Genomic DNA, 16,041 nt, shown 5'->3' with positions numbered 1-16,041 from the left:
ATGGGGTTTTTTTGTTGTCTGCTGTTTGCCTGTGAGGGCTCTCCTGAGTGGGACAGAGGCATTCCTCTTTACCTTTATTTCGCGGTCATCCAAAATTCAACAAAGTCAGCTATCTCTTTGATATTGTTAATATCAAGTAGGCGATGCTCGATATCAACAGGCACATCACTGGCGACCGCAATCACATGTTCGTCGATGCACAGCTCTTCAATGCTATGCGTAGTGCCTTCTCTGAACAGCAAGATCTTCGCGACAGACTCGTGCTTAAATCCTTCAACCAGAATAAGATCCAGTTTCGACAAATCCATCCTGCTCACGAGATAATCCAGATCGAGTTCTTCGGCCTGAGGTGTTTCCGTCATCAATGCCCAGCGCTCCGTGCTGGCCACCAGAGTTTGCGCTGCGCCTGCCTTACGTAATTCGTAGCTGTCTTTGCCTGGCGTATCGACGTCCATCCGATGGTGCGTGTGCTTGATTAGCCCTGGTCGTATGCCACGTGAGCACAGTTCGGGAATAAGTCGCTTAAGCAGCGTGGTTTTCCCGGTACCACTCCATGCAGCAATCGCCAGAACAGGAATCATGACTTCACCTGCATATTCTGCAAATCCACTAAAGTATTCACGTTGATAAATGCCGATTTCATGTCGCTAAAATCAACGCGATGGCCGCCACATTGCTGCAGAAATACCATCACCCGGCGTTCGCCGGACTCAAGGTAGGCTTCCAGTGTGGGGATTACGCTGCGATTAACGAGCGAAATTGCAGGATGATCTCTCTCGCCGTCAAAGGCCCAAACTACCTGAGCGTCGGTTTTATACTGAAGAAAGCGTTCTGCAAGATTTGTTGGGATAAACGGTGTGTCACAGGGACAAAACAGGAACCACTCATCCGTAGAGTGCTTCATCGCAGAGAGCATCCCGGCAAGCGGGCCTGGAAAATCGGGCAATGCGTCCTGAATTACTTCATAGCCGCTGGCACGCCAGCTATCCAGCGAACGGTTGGCGCTGATCGCAAGTCTGCTGGTTTGTGCCGCGAGCGTTCTGGCGACGTGCCGCCAAAGCGGGATGCCGTTAAGTTCCTGTAATCCTTTGTCCAGGCCACCCATCCGACTTGCCTTGCCGCCCGCCAGAATGATGCCAGTGATTTCTGGCTGCTGATTCACGAATATCGCCTCTTTTATTGTGGGTTTGACCCTGCTAACGTGTGATGGTTAAGCGTAAGGAGCAAATGAATGAAATGTAAACGTCTGAATGAAGTGATTGAACTCCTCCAGCCAGCCTGGCAAAAAGAGCCAGAGCTGAATCTGATGCAATTCTTACAGAAACTGGCGAAGGAGTCAGGTTTTGACGGCGAGCTGACGGATCTTTCCGACGATATCCTGATTTACCATCTTAAAATGCGCGATTCAGCAAAAGATGCGGTGATCCCTGGGATTCAGAAAGATTATGAAGACGATTTCAAAACCGCGCTGCTCCGTGCTCGTGGCGTAATTAAAGAGTAAAAGCTTGTAAGCGGTGCCACCGAAAAGGCTGCGAAATGATATCCTGAATTATTCGCAGTTATTTCCGGATAATCGGATGAACGATAAGGCTTTTACTTTCCAGACCCTTCACCCGGATACCATCATGGATGCCCTTTTTGATCAGGGCATTCGGGTGGATTCGGGTCTGACGCCGCTCAATAGCTATGAGAATCGCGTCTGGCAGTTTCAGGATGAAGACCGGCGTCGTTTCGTCGTCAAATTCTATCGTCCGCAGCGTTGGTCGGCGGAGCAAATTCGTGAAGAGCATCAGTTTGCGCTTGAGCTACAGGGCGACGATGTTCCCGTTGCTGCCCCCCTCGCTTTTGACGGTGAAACGCTGCTGACCCAGCAGGGATTTTCCTTTGCCGTCTTTCCGAGCGTCGGAGGCCGCCAGTTTGAACCCGATAATCTGGACCAGATGGAATGGGTTGGTCGCTATCTGGGTCGTCTGCATCAGACGGGCCGCAAGAAGCGCTTTGCCGCACGCCCGGATATGGGCATCCAGGAGTATTTGCTGGAACCCCGGCTGATTTTTGAAAACACCTCCCTGATCCCTGGTTCACTGAAGGCTGAATTTCTCGCCGCTGCCGATAAGCTTATCGATGCCGTCATGCAGCAGTGGCACACCCGGTTTGCCTCCCTGCGTCTTCATGGCGACTGTCATGCCGGTAATATTCTCTGGCGCGACGGGCCGCTGTTTGTCGATCTGGATGATGCCCGCAATGGTCCTGCCGTACAGGATCTGTGGATGTTGCTGCACGGCGATCGCGCCGAGCGCCTGATGCAGTTGGATATTATTCTCGAAGCATATGAAGAGTTCAGCGCCTTTGACGCCGCTGAGCTCTCTCTCATCGAACCACTGCGCGCCATGCGCATGGTTTATTACCTGGCATGGATAATCCGTCGCTGGGAAGATCCTGCTTTCCCGGTTAATTTTCCCTGGCTTGCCGAGGAAGATAACTGGCGCAGGCAAAGCCATACGTTCCTGGAACAGGTCAGAATCCTTCAGGAACCTCCATTACAATTAACGCCGATGTATTAACAGACATTTTCAGGAGAGAGTTAAAAATGAAAAAGATTTTTCTGGCGCTGGCAGGAATGATTCTGGCATTCAGCGCTTCCGCGGCGCAGATCACTGACGGTAAGCAGTATTCCACGCTTGAGAAGCCTGTTGCGGGTGAGCCACAGGTACTCGAGTTCTTCTCGTTCTACTGCCCGCACTGCTATGAGTTTGAGCGCGTGCTGCACGTGTCCGATACGGTGAAGCAGAAGCTGCCTGAAGGCACCAAAATGACGAAGTACCATGTTGAGTTCCTCGGTCCGTTGGGTAAAGACCTGACGCAGGCATGGGCGGTCGCGATGGCGCTGGGCGTAGAAGATAAGATCACCGCGCCTATGTTTGAAGCCGTACAGAAAACCCAGACCGTGCAGACTGTCGCTGACATCCGCCAGGTCTTTGTCGATGCAGGCGTGAAAGGTGAAGACTATGATGCGGCGTGGAACAGCTTCGTGGTGAAATCTCTCGTTGCCCAGCAGGAAAAAGCGGCGGCGGATCTGCAGCTGCAGGGTGTTCCAGCGATGTACGTTAATGGTAAATATCAGCTGAACCCGCAGGGCATGGACACCAGCAATATGGACGTGTTCGTGCAGCAGTATGCCGATACCGTGAAGCAACTGGTTGAGAAGAAATAAAAACAAAACGCCGGTTAATGACCGGCGTTTTTTCTTTGGGGCCCTCTGACAAACAACAAACAGCCCTCCTCGCAGAAATCTACTATCTGCTGAATTCCGCTTTTATCGCCTCTATTTGCTTATCTTTCTCTGCCCATAGCGTATTCAGCCACAGCTGGAAAGCACGCTTAAAGTTCTTATCGTTCACGTAATCACCGTGCAGTTCTTCCGCAATGGGTACCAGATCCACACGTACGACAATTCGGGTTAACTTGCCGCTTAGCATATCGAAGAACGGCGTGCGATCGTTTTCTGGATAGCAGAGCGTTACGTTCATCAGCTTATCAAACTGGCTACCCAGCACGTTCAGCGCCATCGCAATACCGGCAGCCTTCGGCGGCAGCAAATGTTGATAAGGTGAACGCGTTTGCAGGCGTTTTTCCTCGGTAAAGCGGGAGCCTTCGACAAAATTCACGATGGTTGTCGGGTGTTTACGGAATTTCTCGCAGGAGAGACGTGTTGTTTCCACATCCTTGCCGCGGCGCTCCGGATGGCGAATCAAATAGCTGCGCGAATAGCGCCGCATAAACGGCATATCCAGCGCCCAACAGGCCAGTCCGATGAACGGTACCCACGCCAGCTGCTGCTTGAGGAAATATTTATTCATCGGGATGTGTTTGCGAAACAGTACGCACAGCACCACGATATCCGCCCAGCTGTGGTGATTACAGATAAGCAGATACCAGTTTTTCTTACTCAGCCCTTCCAGACCCTCAACATCCCATTTCAGCCACGGATTGAGGTGCAGCAACAGGGCCAGGCCAGAACACCAGCAGTACATCATCAGATTGCAAAATGCGGAGACGGATCGCCACACCACCGGGATCGGGAGCAACAGTTTGATTATTCCGGCCAGAATGATGGGCACGGAACAAGCAATGGTGACGACAATGGTAAGTGCGATACTCAAAATAAGCGTTATCGCAGCGAGTAATCTCGACATAATGAATTTATTCAACTGGTTAATTGTATAAAGCGCGGGTTACGCAGGCGCAAGGCGCTGATTTTATCAGAAATCGGACTTAATGACGGGGCCTGAAAGAACAGAAAATAACGTTTAGTTATATCCACATGGCACAAATTGTCACCAGCAATACACTGAATGCTGCGGATCTTAATTAATGCAATGAAAAATAAGGTTATTATTGTTACATCGCGCTAAGGGCGATCGCAATTTATTCGGTGGAATAAATCTATTCACAAACTTATCCACAGATTGGATGTGCGAGCGATCCCGGGGATCAACAAATCTTTTGTGGCAAAGCGGGTGAAAAACTCAAGTTTTAGCTCTGTCTGTGGCATCCTTTACCCCTAATCTGATAAACAGGCACGGAAATTATGGTTCAGATCCAAGAAAACCCCCTCATCCTGGTTGATGGCTCCTCTTATCTTTACCGCGCATATCACGCGTTTCCCCCGCTGACCAACAGCGCCGGCGAACCAACGGGCGCCATGTATGGCGTGCTGAATATGCTGCGCAGCCTGATCATGCAATATCAACCAACCCATGCGGCGGTGGTCTTCGATGCCAAAGGTAAGACTTTCCGTGACGAACTGTTCGAACATTACAAATCCCACCGCCCGCCGATGCCGGATGATCTTCGCGCGCAGATCGAGCCGCTGCATGCGATGGTGAAAGCAATGGGGCTCCCGCTGCTCGCGGTTTCAGGCGTAGAGGCCGATGACGTTATCGGTACCCTGGCGCGCGAGGCGGAAAAAGCAGGCCGTCCGGTGCTTATCAGCACGGGCGATAAAGATATGGCCCAGCTGGTTACGCCGAATATCACGCTTATCAACACCATGACCAACACGGTGCTGGGGCCAGAAGAAGTTGTCACCAAATACGGCGTGCCGCCGGAATTGATTATCGATTTCCTGGCGCTGATGGGCGACTCCTCAGATAACATCCCGGGCGTGCCGGGAGTGGGTGAAAAAACAGCGCAGGCGCTGCTGCAGGGGCTGGGCGGCCTGGAGACGCTGTACGCCGAGCCGGAAAAAATTGCTGGCCTGACGTTCCGTGGTGCAAAAACCATGGCTGCGAAGCTCGAGCAGAATAAGGAGATGGCATACCTCTCCTATAAGCTTGCCACCATTAAAACGGACGTTGAGCTGGAGCTGACCTGTGAGCAGCTGGAAGTTGCCGCCCCGACGGCTGACGAACTGTTAAGCCTGTTTAAGCAATATGAATTTAAGCGCTGGATTACTGACGTTGAAGAAGGAAAATGGCTGCAGGCCAAGGGCGGCAAGCCTTCAGCGAAACCTGCGGCAGCCGCGATGGCTGCCGTCGGAGAAGAAGCTGACGAGCCAGCCACGGCATTATCTTCTGAAAACTATGTGACCATTCTTGATGAAGCAACGCTTAAACAGTGGATCGAGAAACTGAAGAAAGCGCCCGTTATCGCCTTCGATACCGAAACGGATAGCCTCGACAACGTCTCCGCGAACATGGTTGGCCTCTCTTTTGCCACAGAACCGGGCGTCGCGGCGTACGTGCCTGTCGCGCATGACTACCTTGATGCGCCGGAACAAATTTCCCGCGAGCGCGTGCTGGAACTACTGAAACCGCTGCTGGAAGATGAGAAGTGCCTGAAAGTGGGGCAAAACCTGAAATACGATCGCGGGATCCTCGCCAATTATGGCATTGAGCTGCGCGGTATTGCCTTCGATACCATGCTGGAATCCTACACGCTCGACAGCGTGGCCGGGCGTCATGATATGGACAGCCTCTCCGACCGCTGGCTGAAGCACAAAACAATCACCTTTGAGGAAATTGCCGGCAAAGGTAAAAATCAGCTCACCTTTAACCAGATTGCGCTGGAAGAAGCGGGTCGCTATGCGGCGGAAGATGCTGACGTCACACTGCAGCTGCATCTGAAAATGTGGCCGAAGCTACAGAAACAAAAAGGCCCACTCAACGTTTTCCAGAATATCGAAATGCCGCTGGTGCCGGTTCTCTCACGCGTGGAGCGCAACGGAGTGAACATCGATCCTGACGTTCTGCATAATCACTCGGCGGAGCTGGCGACGCGCCTTATCGAGCTTGAACAGAAAGCCCATGAGATTGCCGGAGAAGCGTTTAACCTCTCTTCGCCAAAACAGCTGCAGACAATCCTGTTTGAAAAACAGGGCATTAAGCCGCTGAAGAAGACGCCGGGCGGCGCACCGTCCACGTCTGAAGAGGTCCTCGAAGAGCTGGCGCTTGATTACCCATTGCCGAAAGTTATTCTTGAGTATCGCGGTCTGGCGAAACTGAAATCGACCTACACCGATAAGCTGCCGCTGATGATCAACGAGAAAACGGGCCGCGTGCACACCTCTTATCACCAGGCCGTTGCGGCGACGGGGCGTTTGTCCTCCACCGATCCGAACCTGCAAAATATTCCGGTGCGTAACGAAGAAGGTCGTCGTATTCGCCAGGCGTTTATCGCGCCGAAAGATTATCTGATTGTCTCCGCTGACTATTCACAAATTGAACTGCGCATCATGGCGCATCTTTCCCGCGATAAGGGCCTGCTGAGCGCCTTCGCCGAAGGGAAAGACATTCACCGTGCCACCGCTGCGGAAGTCTTTGGCCTGCCGCTTGAGAGCGTCACTAACGAACAGCGCCGCAGCGCGAAGGCAATCAACTTTGGCCTGATCTACGGCATGAGCGCGTTTGGCCTGTCGCGCCAGCTCAATATTCCGCGCAAAGAGTCGCAGAAGTACATGGATCTCTACTTCGAGCGCTATCCGGGCGTCCGTGAATACATGGAACGCACCCGCGAGCAGGCAAAAGAGCAAGGTTACGTTGAAACGCTCGAAGGTCGTCGCCTTTACCTGCCAGGAATCAAATCCAGCAACGCGGCGATGCGTGCAGGCGCGGAACGCGCAGCCATTAACGCCCCGATGCAGGGGACGGCAGCAGATATCATCAAGCGCGCTATGATTGCCGTGGATGCGTGGCTTCAGAAAGAACAGCCACGAGTGCGAATGATCATGCAGGTGCACGATGAACTGGTCTTTGAGGTGCATAAAGACGATCTGGAGGCCGTGTCGAAGAAGGTTCATGAGTTAATGGAAAACAGCACGAAGCTGGATGTGCCTTTGCTGGTGGAAGTCGGCAGCGGGGCTAACTGGGACGAGGCGCACTAAGTGCCTGCTCTGATGAAAAAAACGCCGTTCGGGTACGAGTCACCATGCGAATTGGGATGGCATTTTTTGTAAGTAAGCAACATAACTTATAGCGTTTTGTGATGGTCATCGGAAATCGCTATGTAAATTGTGAAAAAAAACTACAAAAAGTGCTGTGCGCTCTCAGAAAAAAAGAGTAGAGTTATTCGCGTAGGGTACAGAGGTAAGATGTTCTATCTTTCAGACCTTTTACTTCACGTAATCGGATTTGGCTGAATATTTTAGCCGCCCCAGTCAGTTATGACTGGGGCGTTTTTTATTGCGCGAAAGAAAAAGCGCGAAGCGGTCCGCGCCTGAAAAGGATTACTCTGCTGCGCTTTCTTCTTCCTGAGGCGCCAGTTCGCTGTACCAGGTATCGAGCTTTTGGCGCAGTTTATCCACACCGAGTTTCTTCAGTGACGAGAAAGCCTCGACCTGAATGTCGCCGTTAAAGGCCAGCACCGCTTCACGCACCATATTCAGTTGCGCTTTACGCGCCCCGCTTGCCAGCTTGTCGGCTTTCGTCAGCAATACCAGTACTTCAATGTTGCTGTGAACGGCCCACTCGATCATCTGCTGGTCGAGATCTTTCAGCGGATGGCGAATGTCCATCAGCACCACCAGGCCCTTCAGGCACAGGCGTTTTTCCAGGTATTCGCCCAGAGCTCGTTGCCATTTACGCTTCATCTCTTCCGGCACTTCGGCGTAGCCATAGCCGGGTAAATCGACAACGCGTTTTCCCTCAACCACTTCAAACAGGTTGATGAGCTGCGTACGACCCGGCGTTTTAGAAATACGCGCCAGGCTTTTCTGGTTGGTCAGGGTATTCAGGGCGCTCGATTTACCCGCGTTGGAGCGGCCGGCAAAAGCCACTTCGATCCCGGTATCGGACGGTAAATGGCGAATATCAGGCGCGCTGAGCACAAAATGCGTCTGTTGATAGTTCAGGTTAATCAAAGGAGCGTCTCCATAAAATCGGGCTATGCCGGGGAGTATACCTGAACAATGGCAAAAGGCGGCGTTTGTCACACAGGTTGCGTGTCAGCTATATCCCTGCACTTTGTAGGATATTTGCCATTGTTGCTATACGAAATTTAGGAGAAGTTGCAGGCGGGATTTTTAACTAATTCATTAAATTCAATGTTTTAAGTTTTGGTAATGTTCTGAATTTGTCTCACATGGCCGGAAGGTGGCTTGTGTGTTCGGCATAACTTGTTAAAGTAGCCCCCATCAGGCGAGGATGCCGAAGGGATAAGAACTCAGGACGAGGGTCAGGAGCGCCAGGAGGCGAAGACGAAGGAATTGCCAGGGAGGCAAACGTCCGGAGACGTTGAACAAGGAAAAGGAATCAAACAAGGAGCGTTTTTCGCCAAGGGAAAAACAGGGTGTGTTGGTGGCGAACAGGGATTGTGTGACCCGTTAAGGGTTGTGAGTCAAGAAAAAGGCGGCAGATTACTCTGTCGCCTTTTTTCTTTGTCTGCTTTCTGCTAGATTCCGCCTCAATTCTATACTGAAGTAAACAACGTAAAGACACTCATCATCATGAAAAAACCAACATCCGCACCGCGCAGCAAAGCGCCTGGCAAAGCCCGTCGTAAGACGCGTGAAGAGCTTGATCAGGAAGCGCGTGCCCGTAAACGCGACAAAAAGCACCGCGGTCACGCAGCAGGCAGCCGCGCGAGCGGCGGTGAGGCTGGCGCTGGTGGCAATAAAAAGGGCCAACAGAAAGATCCGCGTATTGGCAGTAAAACCCCAATCCCACTGGGTGCCGTAGAGCGTCCGGTGACCAGGCAGCAAAAACCGAAGAGCGAGAAACCTATGCTTTCACCGCAGGCCGAGCTGGATTTACTGGAAAATGATGAGCGCCTGGATGCGCTGCTGGAACGTCTGGAAGAGGGGGAGACCCTGACCGCCGACGAGCAAACCTGGGTTGATGCCAAACTCGATCGCATTGATGAACTGATGCAGCAGCTGGGCCTCTCTTACGACGACGATGAAGACGAAGAAGAGGAAGCCAAAGAAGATATGATGCGTCTGCTGAAGGGTGGAAACTAACGTTTGCACCCACTCGGACTGCCCGTCCTGCTGATAACCCTTTTGGTTATGTGTTATCTCGGGGGGTTATTCGTTAAACTACGACGGTTGTCGCGGCGTCAGCACTGGCTGCGCAACCGGCTAAGAACCCGAAATGCGGTTCAGCCGGCACGCCGTCGTCGTTCGCGATATCCTCGCAAGGAGTAAGCATGTCTGAGCAGTTAATCGAATGGGATTTGGCCCTGATCCAGAAATATAACTATTCCGGGCCGCGTTATACCTCGTATCCCACCGCGCTGGAGTTTTCCGAAGCGTTTGGTGAATCCGACTTCCAGAATGCGGTTGCCCGCTATCCAGAGCGCCCGCTGTCGCTGTACGTCCATATTCCGTTTTGCCACAAGCTTTGCTATTTCTGTGGCTGCAATAAGATTGTCACTCGCCAGCAGCACAAAGCCGATCAGTATCTCGACGCGCTTGAACAGGAAATTGTTCATCGTGCGCCGCTGTTTGCGGGCCGTAAAGTCAGCCAATTGCACTGGGGCGGCGGCACGCCAACCTACCTGAACAAAGCGCAAATTAGCCGCCTGATGCAGCTTTTGCGCGGTCATTTTGCCTTTAACGCCGATGCGGAAATCTCGATTGAGGTCGATCCGCGTGAAATCGAGCTGGATGTGCTCGATCACCTGCGTGGGGAAGGTTTTAATCGCCTGAGTATGGGCGTGCAGGACTTCAATAAAGAAGTACAGCGACTGGTGAACCGCGAGCAGGACGAAGAGTTTATCTTCGCGTTGCTCAATCATGCCCGCGAGATTGGCTTCACTTCGACAAATATCGACCTGATTTACGGCTTGCCAAAGCAGACGCCAGAGAGCTTCGCCTTTACCCTCAAGCGCGTGGCGGAACTGAACCCCGACAGGCTCAGCGTATTTAACTATGCTCATCTGCCAACGCTCTTCGCCGCGCAGCGCAAAATCAAAGACGCCGATTTGCCTTCGGCTCAGCAGAAACTCGATATTTTGCAGGAAACCATCACCTCGCTGACGGAGACCGGATATCAGTTTATCGGGATGGACCATTTTGCCCGTCCGGACGATGAACTGGCGATTGCCCAACGTGAAGGCGTTTTGCATCGTAACTTCCAGGGTTATACCACCCAGGGCGACAGCGATTTACTGGGCCTCGGCGTGTCCGCCATCAGCATGATTGGCGACTGTTACGCGCAGAACCAGAAAGAGCTTAAGCTGTATTATCAGCAGGTTGATGAGAGTGGAAATGCGCTGTGGCGCGGCATTGCGCTGACCAACGATGACTGTATTCGTCGCGATGTGATCAAAGCGCTGATCTGCAACCTCCGCCTGGATTTTGCGGCGGTGGAGAAAGCGTGGAATTTAGATTTTGCGGACTATTTCGCCGAGGATTTAAAGCTGCTTGCACCGCTGGCAAAAGATGGGCTGGTGGACGTCACGGACAGCGGCATTCAGGTGACGGGAAAAGGGCGTTTGCTTATTCGCAATATTTGTATGTGCTTTGATACCTGGCTGCGTCAGAAAGCGCGGATGCAGCAGTTCTCGCGCGTCATTTAGCCGTATTGCCCGGTGGCGCTTCGCTTACCGGGCCTACGAAATAGCAAAACGCAGGTTGGATAAGCGAAGCACCGCTGGGCCTACGAAATCTCAACACGTAGGTCGGGTAAGCGAAGCGCCACCCGACAAACCTGTTAGCTCAACAATCCAACCAGCGCCGCACACAGCACGGCAGCAACGGCTGTTTGCGGCGTGTGGCTTTCGGCAGCTCCGCTAGAGAGCAAATTCACTAGTGATTCCAGCATGATGGTTCCCCCGATTTCCGGGCACGATCATACAAAACGCATCGCAACAGTAAAGCGCAAAATAACGGCAATTTGCGCTCAATTAATAATCTTTACACAGCGGTAAAAATCACTCCATCCCCAATTCTTTCAGCTTACGCGTCAGGGTGTTTCGCCCCCAGCCGAGCAGGCGAGCCGCTTCCTGTTTGTGCCCCTGCGTATGCCGCAGTGCGGTGGTTAATAGCGTGCGCTCCATTTCGGGTTGTGCTTCCGAAAGCAGGTTTTGATGACCGGAACGCAGCGCTCTGTCTGCCCACTGCGCTAACAGCGTTGCCCAGCTGTCCGGCAGGGAATGCCCGGTGCTGCTTTCTGGCGCGGTTGCTTCAAACAGCTCTGCCGGTAAATCCTGAATCAGGACTTCCTGACCCGCGGCCATTACCGTTAGCCAGCGGCAGGTGTTTTCCAACTGACGCACGTTGCCTGGCCACGCGAGGCGCGTTAACGCGGCTTCTGTTTCCGCGTGCAGCTGTTTAGCTTCTACGCCCAGCTCACGCGCCGCATCCTGCAGGAAATGGCGCGCCAGACGTGGGATATCTTCGCGACGCTCGCGCAGCGGGGGCAGGTGCACACGAATCACGTTCAGGCGGTGGAATAAATCCTCACGGAATTTGCCCTCCTGTACGCGCAGTTCAAGGTTCTGGTGCGTGGCGGCGATAATGCGCACGTCCACTTTGACCGGGGCATAACCGCCAACGCGATAAAACTGCCCGTCGGCCAGCACACGCAGCAGGCGGGTTTGCACATCGAGCGGCATATCGCCGATTTCATCTAAAAACAGCGTGCCGCCGTCGGCCTGCTCAAAGCGCCCCTGGCGAATGGTGTTCGCCCCGGTAAACGCGCCTTTTTCATGGCCAAACAGTTCGGACTCGATCAGGTCTTTTGGAATAGCCGCCATGTTCAGCGCGATAAACGGCGCTTTCGCCCGCGGGCTGTGGCGATGCAGCGCATGGGCGACCAGCTCTTTCCCGGTGCCGGACTCGCCGTTAATCAACACGCTAATCGATGAGCGCGACAGGCGGCCAATAATGCGGAACACGTCCTGCATGGCGGGCGCTTCGCCAATGATATCCGTCGTCGGGCCAAAGACCTGGACGTTACGCGGCTGCTGCTGTTCCTGATAGTGGCTTATGGCGCGCTCGACCAGCGCAACGGCTTCGTCGATATCAAATGGCTTGGGCAGATAATCGAATGCGCCTTGCTGGTAGGCGCTGACGGCGGCATCCAGATCGGAATGAGCGGTCATTATGATGACCGGCAGCATCGGATGACGCTGTTTAATCTGCTTCAGCAGCGCCAGCCCGTCCATGCCGGGCATGCGAATATCAGACAGTAAAACGTCCGGGGTTTTGCTGGACAGCGCATCCAGCACTTCGCTACCGTTTTCGAACGTGGTGCAGGTCAATCCTGCCCCGGTGAGCGCGCGTTCAAGCACCCAGCGGATGGAACTATCATCATCAACGATCCAGACTATCCCTCGTTGCATAAAATGCACCTCTATTTCCGAATGGGCAGGTAAACCGAGAATTCGGTGTGGCCCGGCCAACTGGTGAACTCAATTTTACCGGAGTGTTGATCGATCAGGCTGCGGGCGATGGATAAGCCCAGCCCGGTGCCGCCTTCGCGTCCGCTGACCATCGGATAAAACAGCGTATCCTGCAGGTGGGAAGGAATGCCCGGCCCGTTGTCTTCCACATCAATACGCGCTGCCAGGCGGTAGCGTACGCCGTGCAGCGTCAGCTGGAATGCCGTGCGCGTGCGCAGCGTGATTTCACCACCTTCCGGGCCAAGCGCCTGGAGCGCATTGCGCACGACATTCAGCAAAACTTGCTCTATTTGGTCGGGATCGTGCGGTAATTCAGGCAAACTCGGATCGTAGTCTCGCGTCAGACGTACGTTATCTGGCAGCTCCATCGATACCAGCTTCACCACGCGTTCGGCAACTTTGTGAATACTTTCCGTCACGTGCATTCCCGGCTGCTGCGGGCCCAGTAAGCGGTCCACCAGATTGCGCAGCCTGTCGGCCTGCTCGATGATGACTTTGGTATATTCCAGCAGCGACGGATCGGGCAGCGCCTTGCTCAACAGCTGTGCGGCACCGCGCAGACCACCGAGCGGATTTTTAATTTCATGCGCCAGACCGCGAACCAGGTCGCGCGCCGCTACCTGCTGAGCGTGCTGTAGCTGCTCCTGGCTCAGGCGACGCTGATTATCCATCGGCGCCATCTCCAGCAGGATTAAGCCATCAGGCAGCCGCTGCGCGGTGAGCGACAGGATGTGTGAGCGTCCGTCAATTACCAGCGTGACTTCGTTATCCGTGAAGCCCTGACCCGCCTGCAGGCTCTCCTGCATCAGGTCAATGTTCAGGGAAAAATAACTCAACAGTTCCGGCAACGGCGTGCCGAATAATTTACGTGAGCTCTGGGCAAGCAGCTGCTGCGCCGCCGGGTTGGCGTAATGCACCGCCAGCTCGTCGTCTACCAGTAAGATACTGTTGATTAAAGAATTGAGGATCTGCCCAGCATCGGGCAGCACGCCTGTTGCCATCCGGCAGTCTCCTGAAAGGTGTGCACCAATTTAGTGCAGTATAGCGTTTTTTAATCGCTAAGCGTCTGGAATCAGTGAGTTGGTGGAGAAAAAAGCCCATCCGAAGATGGGCTGAAAGTTTCCACGGCAACAAAAAATAGCCTGGGTCTTCGCAAAAGGGTGAAAGACCACAGGAGTACGGCGAATTAAACGCTGTAGTACAGTTCGAACTCAACCGGGTGCGGCGTCATGCGCACACGGTCATTTTCTTCAGTGCGCAGCGCGATGTAAGCATCGATAGCTTCGTCAGTGAACACGCCGCCCGCAGTCAGGAACTCGCGGTCTTCGTTCAGGCAGTTCAGTGCTTCTTCCAGAGAGCCAGCAACCTGTGGGATCTCTTTCGCTTCTTCTGGCGGCAGGTCATACAGGTTTTTGTCCATTGCTTCGCCCGGGTGGATCTTGTTCTTAATACCGTCAAGACCCGCCATCAACAGCGCGGCAAAGCACAGGTACGGGTTAGCTGCTGGATCCGGGAAGCGCACTTCGATACGACGCGCTTTTGGAGAGGCAACAACCGGAATACGGATGGAAGCAGAGCGGTTACGCGCAGAATAAGCCAGCATTACTGGTGCTTCATAACCCGGGACCAGACGCTTGTAAGAGTTGGTGGTTGGGTTCGCCAGGGCGTTGATCGCTTTAGCGTGTTTGATAACGCCGCCGATGTAGTACAGCGCCTGCTCGGACAGACCTGCGTATTTGTCGCCGGAGAACAGGTTAGTGCCGTTCTTGGACAGAGACATGTGGCAGTGCATACCGGAACCGTTGTCACCAAACATTGGTTTTGGCATGAAGGTTGCGGTTTTACCGAAACGGTGCGCAACGTTGTGAACCACATATTTGTAGATCTGAATTTCGTCGGCTTTTTTGGTCATGGTATTGAAGCGGGTTGCCACTTCGTTCTGACCAGCAGTTGCCACTTCGTGGTGGTGAGCTTCAACCACCAGGCCCATCTCTTCCATCACCAGACACATGGTGGAACGCAGATCCTGTGAGGAATCCACTGGTGGAACCGGGAAGTAACCGCCTTTGACGGCTGGACGGTGACCTTTGTTACCGCCTTCGTATTTGGTGGAGGTATTCCATGCGCCTTCGATATCGTCGATAGCCACGTGAGAACCGGAGATAGAGCTGCCGAAACGTACGTCATCGAACAGGAAGAATTCTGGTTCTGGCCCGAACAGCACGGTGTCTGCGATACCGGTAGAACGCAGGTACTCTTCAGCGCGTTTTGCGATGGAGCGTGGGTCACGGTCGTAACCCTGCAGCGTGCCTGGCTCGAGGATGTCACAACGAATGATCAGCGTAGATTCTTCGAAGAACGGATCGATGACCGCGGTGGATGCATCTGGCATCAGCACCATGTCGGATTCGTTAATGCCTTTCCAGCCGCCGATAGAGGAGCCGTCAAACATTTTGCCTTCTTCGAAGAATTCGGCATTTACCTGGTGAGCAGGGATAGTGACGTGCTGTTCTTTACCTTTGGTATCGGTGAAGCGCAGATCGACAAACTTCACTTCATGCTCGTTCAGCATCGTCAAAACGTGTTCAGCGGACATACTTAAACTCTCCCGGATTTGTCATTGTCGTCGTGGTACGAACGATTCTTGGCACTGCTTAATGTGGCGTTGTTGCCTTGAAAAAGATAAAGCGAAATCTGTGCCAACTTTTAAATCGCCCCCAAAAGGCGTTATGATGCGCACCATAGTGCAAAAGGTCTGCACCATGATGGCTATCTTGCACCAAAAAAGTGCTCTCGTGTGACCTGCGGGCACTGTTTTGGTGCAATTTGCGTTATGGCGCCCTTTTTCTCTCCGTGAAAGCGATCACACTGCATCTCTGCAATACTTGTTTGCGGGGGATGTTTGTGATCCTGTTTTGTAGTGCGATTAATCCGTGTACAATAACGCGCTATTTCTAAATGCCTGAGGCAAAGTTGTGATCGAAAATCTGCGTAACATCGCCATCATCGCGCACGTTGACCATGGTAAAACTACCCTGGTTGATAAGCTGCTGCAGCAATCCGGTACTTTCGACGCTCGCGCCGAAACCCAAGAGCGTGTGATGGACTCCAACGATTTGGAGAAAGAGCGTGGGATTACCATCCTCGCTAAAAACACCGCTATCAAATGGAATGACTACCGTATCAACATCGTTG

General features: G+C 53.2%; 15 protein-coding genes and 1 pseudogene. 8 read left to right on the top strand and 8 right to left on the bottom strand.

All coding sequences use genetic code 11. The annotated features are described in order from the left end of the window. Positions 1-74 precede the first annotated feature (74 nt). Together mobB and mobA are read right to left on the bottom strand one after the other, a co-directional pair. Positions 75-581, bottom strand: coding sequence for a molybdopterin-guanine dinucleotide biosynthesis protein MobB (gene mobB / locus RTU33_RS21365; protein ID WP_312630058.1), 507 nt, complete (start codon positions 579-581; stop codon positions 75-77). Continuing rightward, positions 578-1,162: a molybdenum cofactor guanylyltransferase MobA gene (gene mobA, locus RTU33_RS21360; protein WP_312630056.1), complete on the bottom strand. Its 585-nt coding sequence runs from the start codon at positions 1,160-1,162 to the stop codon at positions 578-580. Before mobA ends, mobB begins: the two co-directional genes overlap by 4 nt. Before the next feature lie 69 nt (positions 1,163-1,231). On the opposite strand from mobA, the gene RTU33_RS21355 reads away from it, so the two are divergent. From RTU33_RS21355 to dsbA, 3 genes are all read left to right on the top strand, one after another. Further along, positions 1,232-1,501: a YihD family protein gene (locus RTU33_RS21355; RefSeq protein WP_312630054.1), complete on the top strand. Its 270-nt coding sequence runs from the start codon at positions 1,232-1,234 to the stop codon at positions 1,499-1,501. A 76-nt stretch (positions 1,502-1,577) separates the two neighbouring features. Next, a complete protein-coding gene (locus tag RTU33_RS21350) occupies positions 1,578-2,564 on the top strand; it encodes a serine/threonine protein kinase (RefSeq protein WP_312630052.1) in 987 nt (328 codons plus the stop codon). A 26-nt stretch (positions 2,565-2,590) separates the two neighbouring features. Further along, positions 2,591-3,214 (top strand): thiol:disulfide interchange protein DsbA, encoded by a 624-nt coding sequence (gene dsbA, locus RTU33_RS21345; protein ID WP_312630050.1) that lies wholly within the window; start codon positions 2,591-2,593, stop codon positions 3,212-3,214. 82 nt (positions 3,215-3,296) lie between these two features. Here the strand turns inward: dsbA and RTU33_RS21340 are convergent, their stop codons facing one another. Continuing rightward, a complete protein-coding gene (locus RTU33_RS21340) occupies positions 3,297-4,196 on the bottom strand; it encodes an acyltransferase (RefSeq protein ID WP_312630048.1) in 900 nt (299 codons plus the stop codon). 395 nt (positions 4,197-4,591) lie between these two features. Between RTU33_RS21340 and polA the strand changes: the two genes are divergently transcribed. Next, positions 4,592-7,384 (top strand): DNA polymerase I, encoded by a 2,793-nt coding sequence (gene polA / locus RTU33_RS21335; protein ID WP_312630047.1) that lies wholly within the window; start codon positions 4,592-4,594, stop codon positions 7,382-7,384. A 342-nt stretch (positions 7,385-7,726) separates the two neighbouring features. On the opposite strand, the gene yihA is transcribed toward polA, so the two are convergent. After that, on the bottom strand, positions 7,727-8,359 hold the full coding sequence (gene yihA, locus RTU33_RS21330) for a ribosome biogenesis GTP-binding protein YihA/YsxC (RefSeq protein WP_312630046.1): 633 nt from the start codon (positions 8,357-8,359) through the stop codon (positions 7,727-7,729). Between the two features lie 294 nt (positions 8,360-8,653). Between yihA and RTU33_RS21325 the strand changes: the two are divergent. From RTU33_RS21325 to hemN, 3 genes and pseudogenes are all read left to right on the top strand, one after another. After that, positions 8,654-8,825, top strand: a pseudogene (locus RTU33_RS21325) (hypothetical protein). A gap of 119 nt (positions 8,826-8,944) precedes the next feature. Continuing rightward, the gene (yihI, locus tag RTU33_RS21320) at positions 8,945-9,457 is read left to right on the top strand and encodes a Der GTPase-activating protein YihI (RefSeq protein ID WP_312630044.1); all 513 of its coding nucleotides are present in this window, start codon (positions 8,945-8,947) and stop codon (positions 9,455-9,457) included. A gap of 188 nt (positions 9,458-9,645) precedes the next feature. Next, on the top strand, positions 9,646-11,019 hold the full coding sequence (gene hemN, locus RTU33_RS21315; protein WP_312630042.1) for an oxygen-independent coproporphyrinogen III oxidase: 1,374 nt from the start codon (positions 9,646-9,648) through the stop codon (positions 11,017-11,019). Positions 11,020-11,153: 134 nt separating this feature from the next. On the opposite strand, the gene RTU33_RS21310 is transcribed toward hemN, so the two are convergent. The 4 genes from RTU33_RS21310 to glnA all read right to left on the bottom strand — a co-directional run bounded on the left by RTU33_RS21310 (position 11,154) and on the right by glnA (position 15,442). After that, positions 11,154-11,264 carry a YshB family small membrane protein gene (locus RTU33_RS21310; protein WP_041162160.1) on the bottom strand — a complete coding sequence of 37 codons (111 nt, stop codon included), beginning with the start codon at positions 11,262-11,264 and terminating at the stop codon, positions 11,154-11,156. Positions 11,265-11,373: 109 nt separating this feature from the next. Beyond that, on the bottom strand, positions 11,374-12,786 hold the full coding sequence (gene glnG, locus RTU33_RS21305; protein WP_312630039.1) for a nitrogen regulation protein NR(I): 1,413 nt from the start codon (positions 12,784-12,786) through the stop codon (positions 11,374-11,376). Positions 12,787-12,797: 11 nt separating this feature from the next. After that, positions 12,798-13,847 carry a nitrogen regulation protein NR(II) gene (glnL, locus tag RTU33_RS21300; protein WP_312630037.1) on the bottom strand — a complete coding sequence of 350 codons (1,050 nt, stop codon included), beginning with the start codon at positions 13,845-13,847 and terminating at the stop codon, positions 12,798-12,800. Positions 13,848-14,032: 185 nt separating this feature from the next. Then, positions 14,033-15,442 carry a glutamate--ammonia ligase gene (gene glnA / locus RTU33_RS21295; protein ID WP_312630035.1) on the bottom strand — a complete coding sequence of 470 codons (1,410 nt, stop codon included), beginning with the start codon at positions 15,440-15,442 and terminating at the stop codon, positions 14,033-14,035. A gap of 379 nt (positions 15,443-15,821) precedes the next feature. Here glnA and RTU33_RS21290 point away from each other — a divergent pair. Then, positions 15,822-16,041: GTP-binding protein (locus RTU33_RS21290; RefSeq protein WP_288627507.1), on the top strand; the 220-nt coding region annotated here is incomplete at its 3' end.

Source organism: Scandinavium sp., from assembly GCF_032012665.1.
Classification (GTDB): Bacteria; Pseudomonadota; Gammaproteobacteria; order Enterobacterales; family Enterobacteriaceae; genus Scandinavium.
The sequence above is the reverse complement of the archived record's forward strand: the minus strand, read 5'-3'. Positions and strand labels throughout refer to the sequence as shown.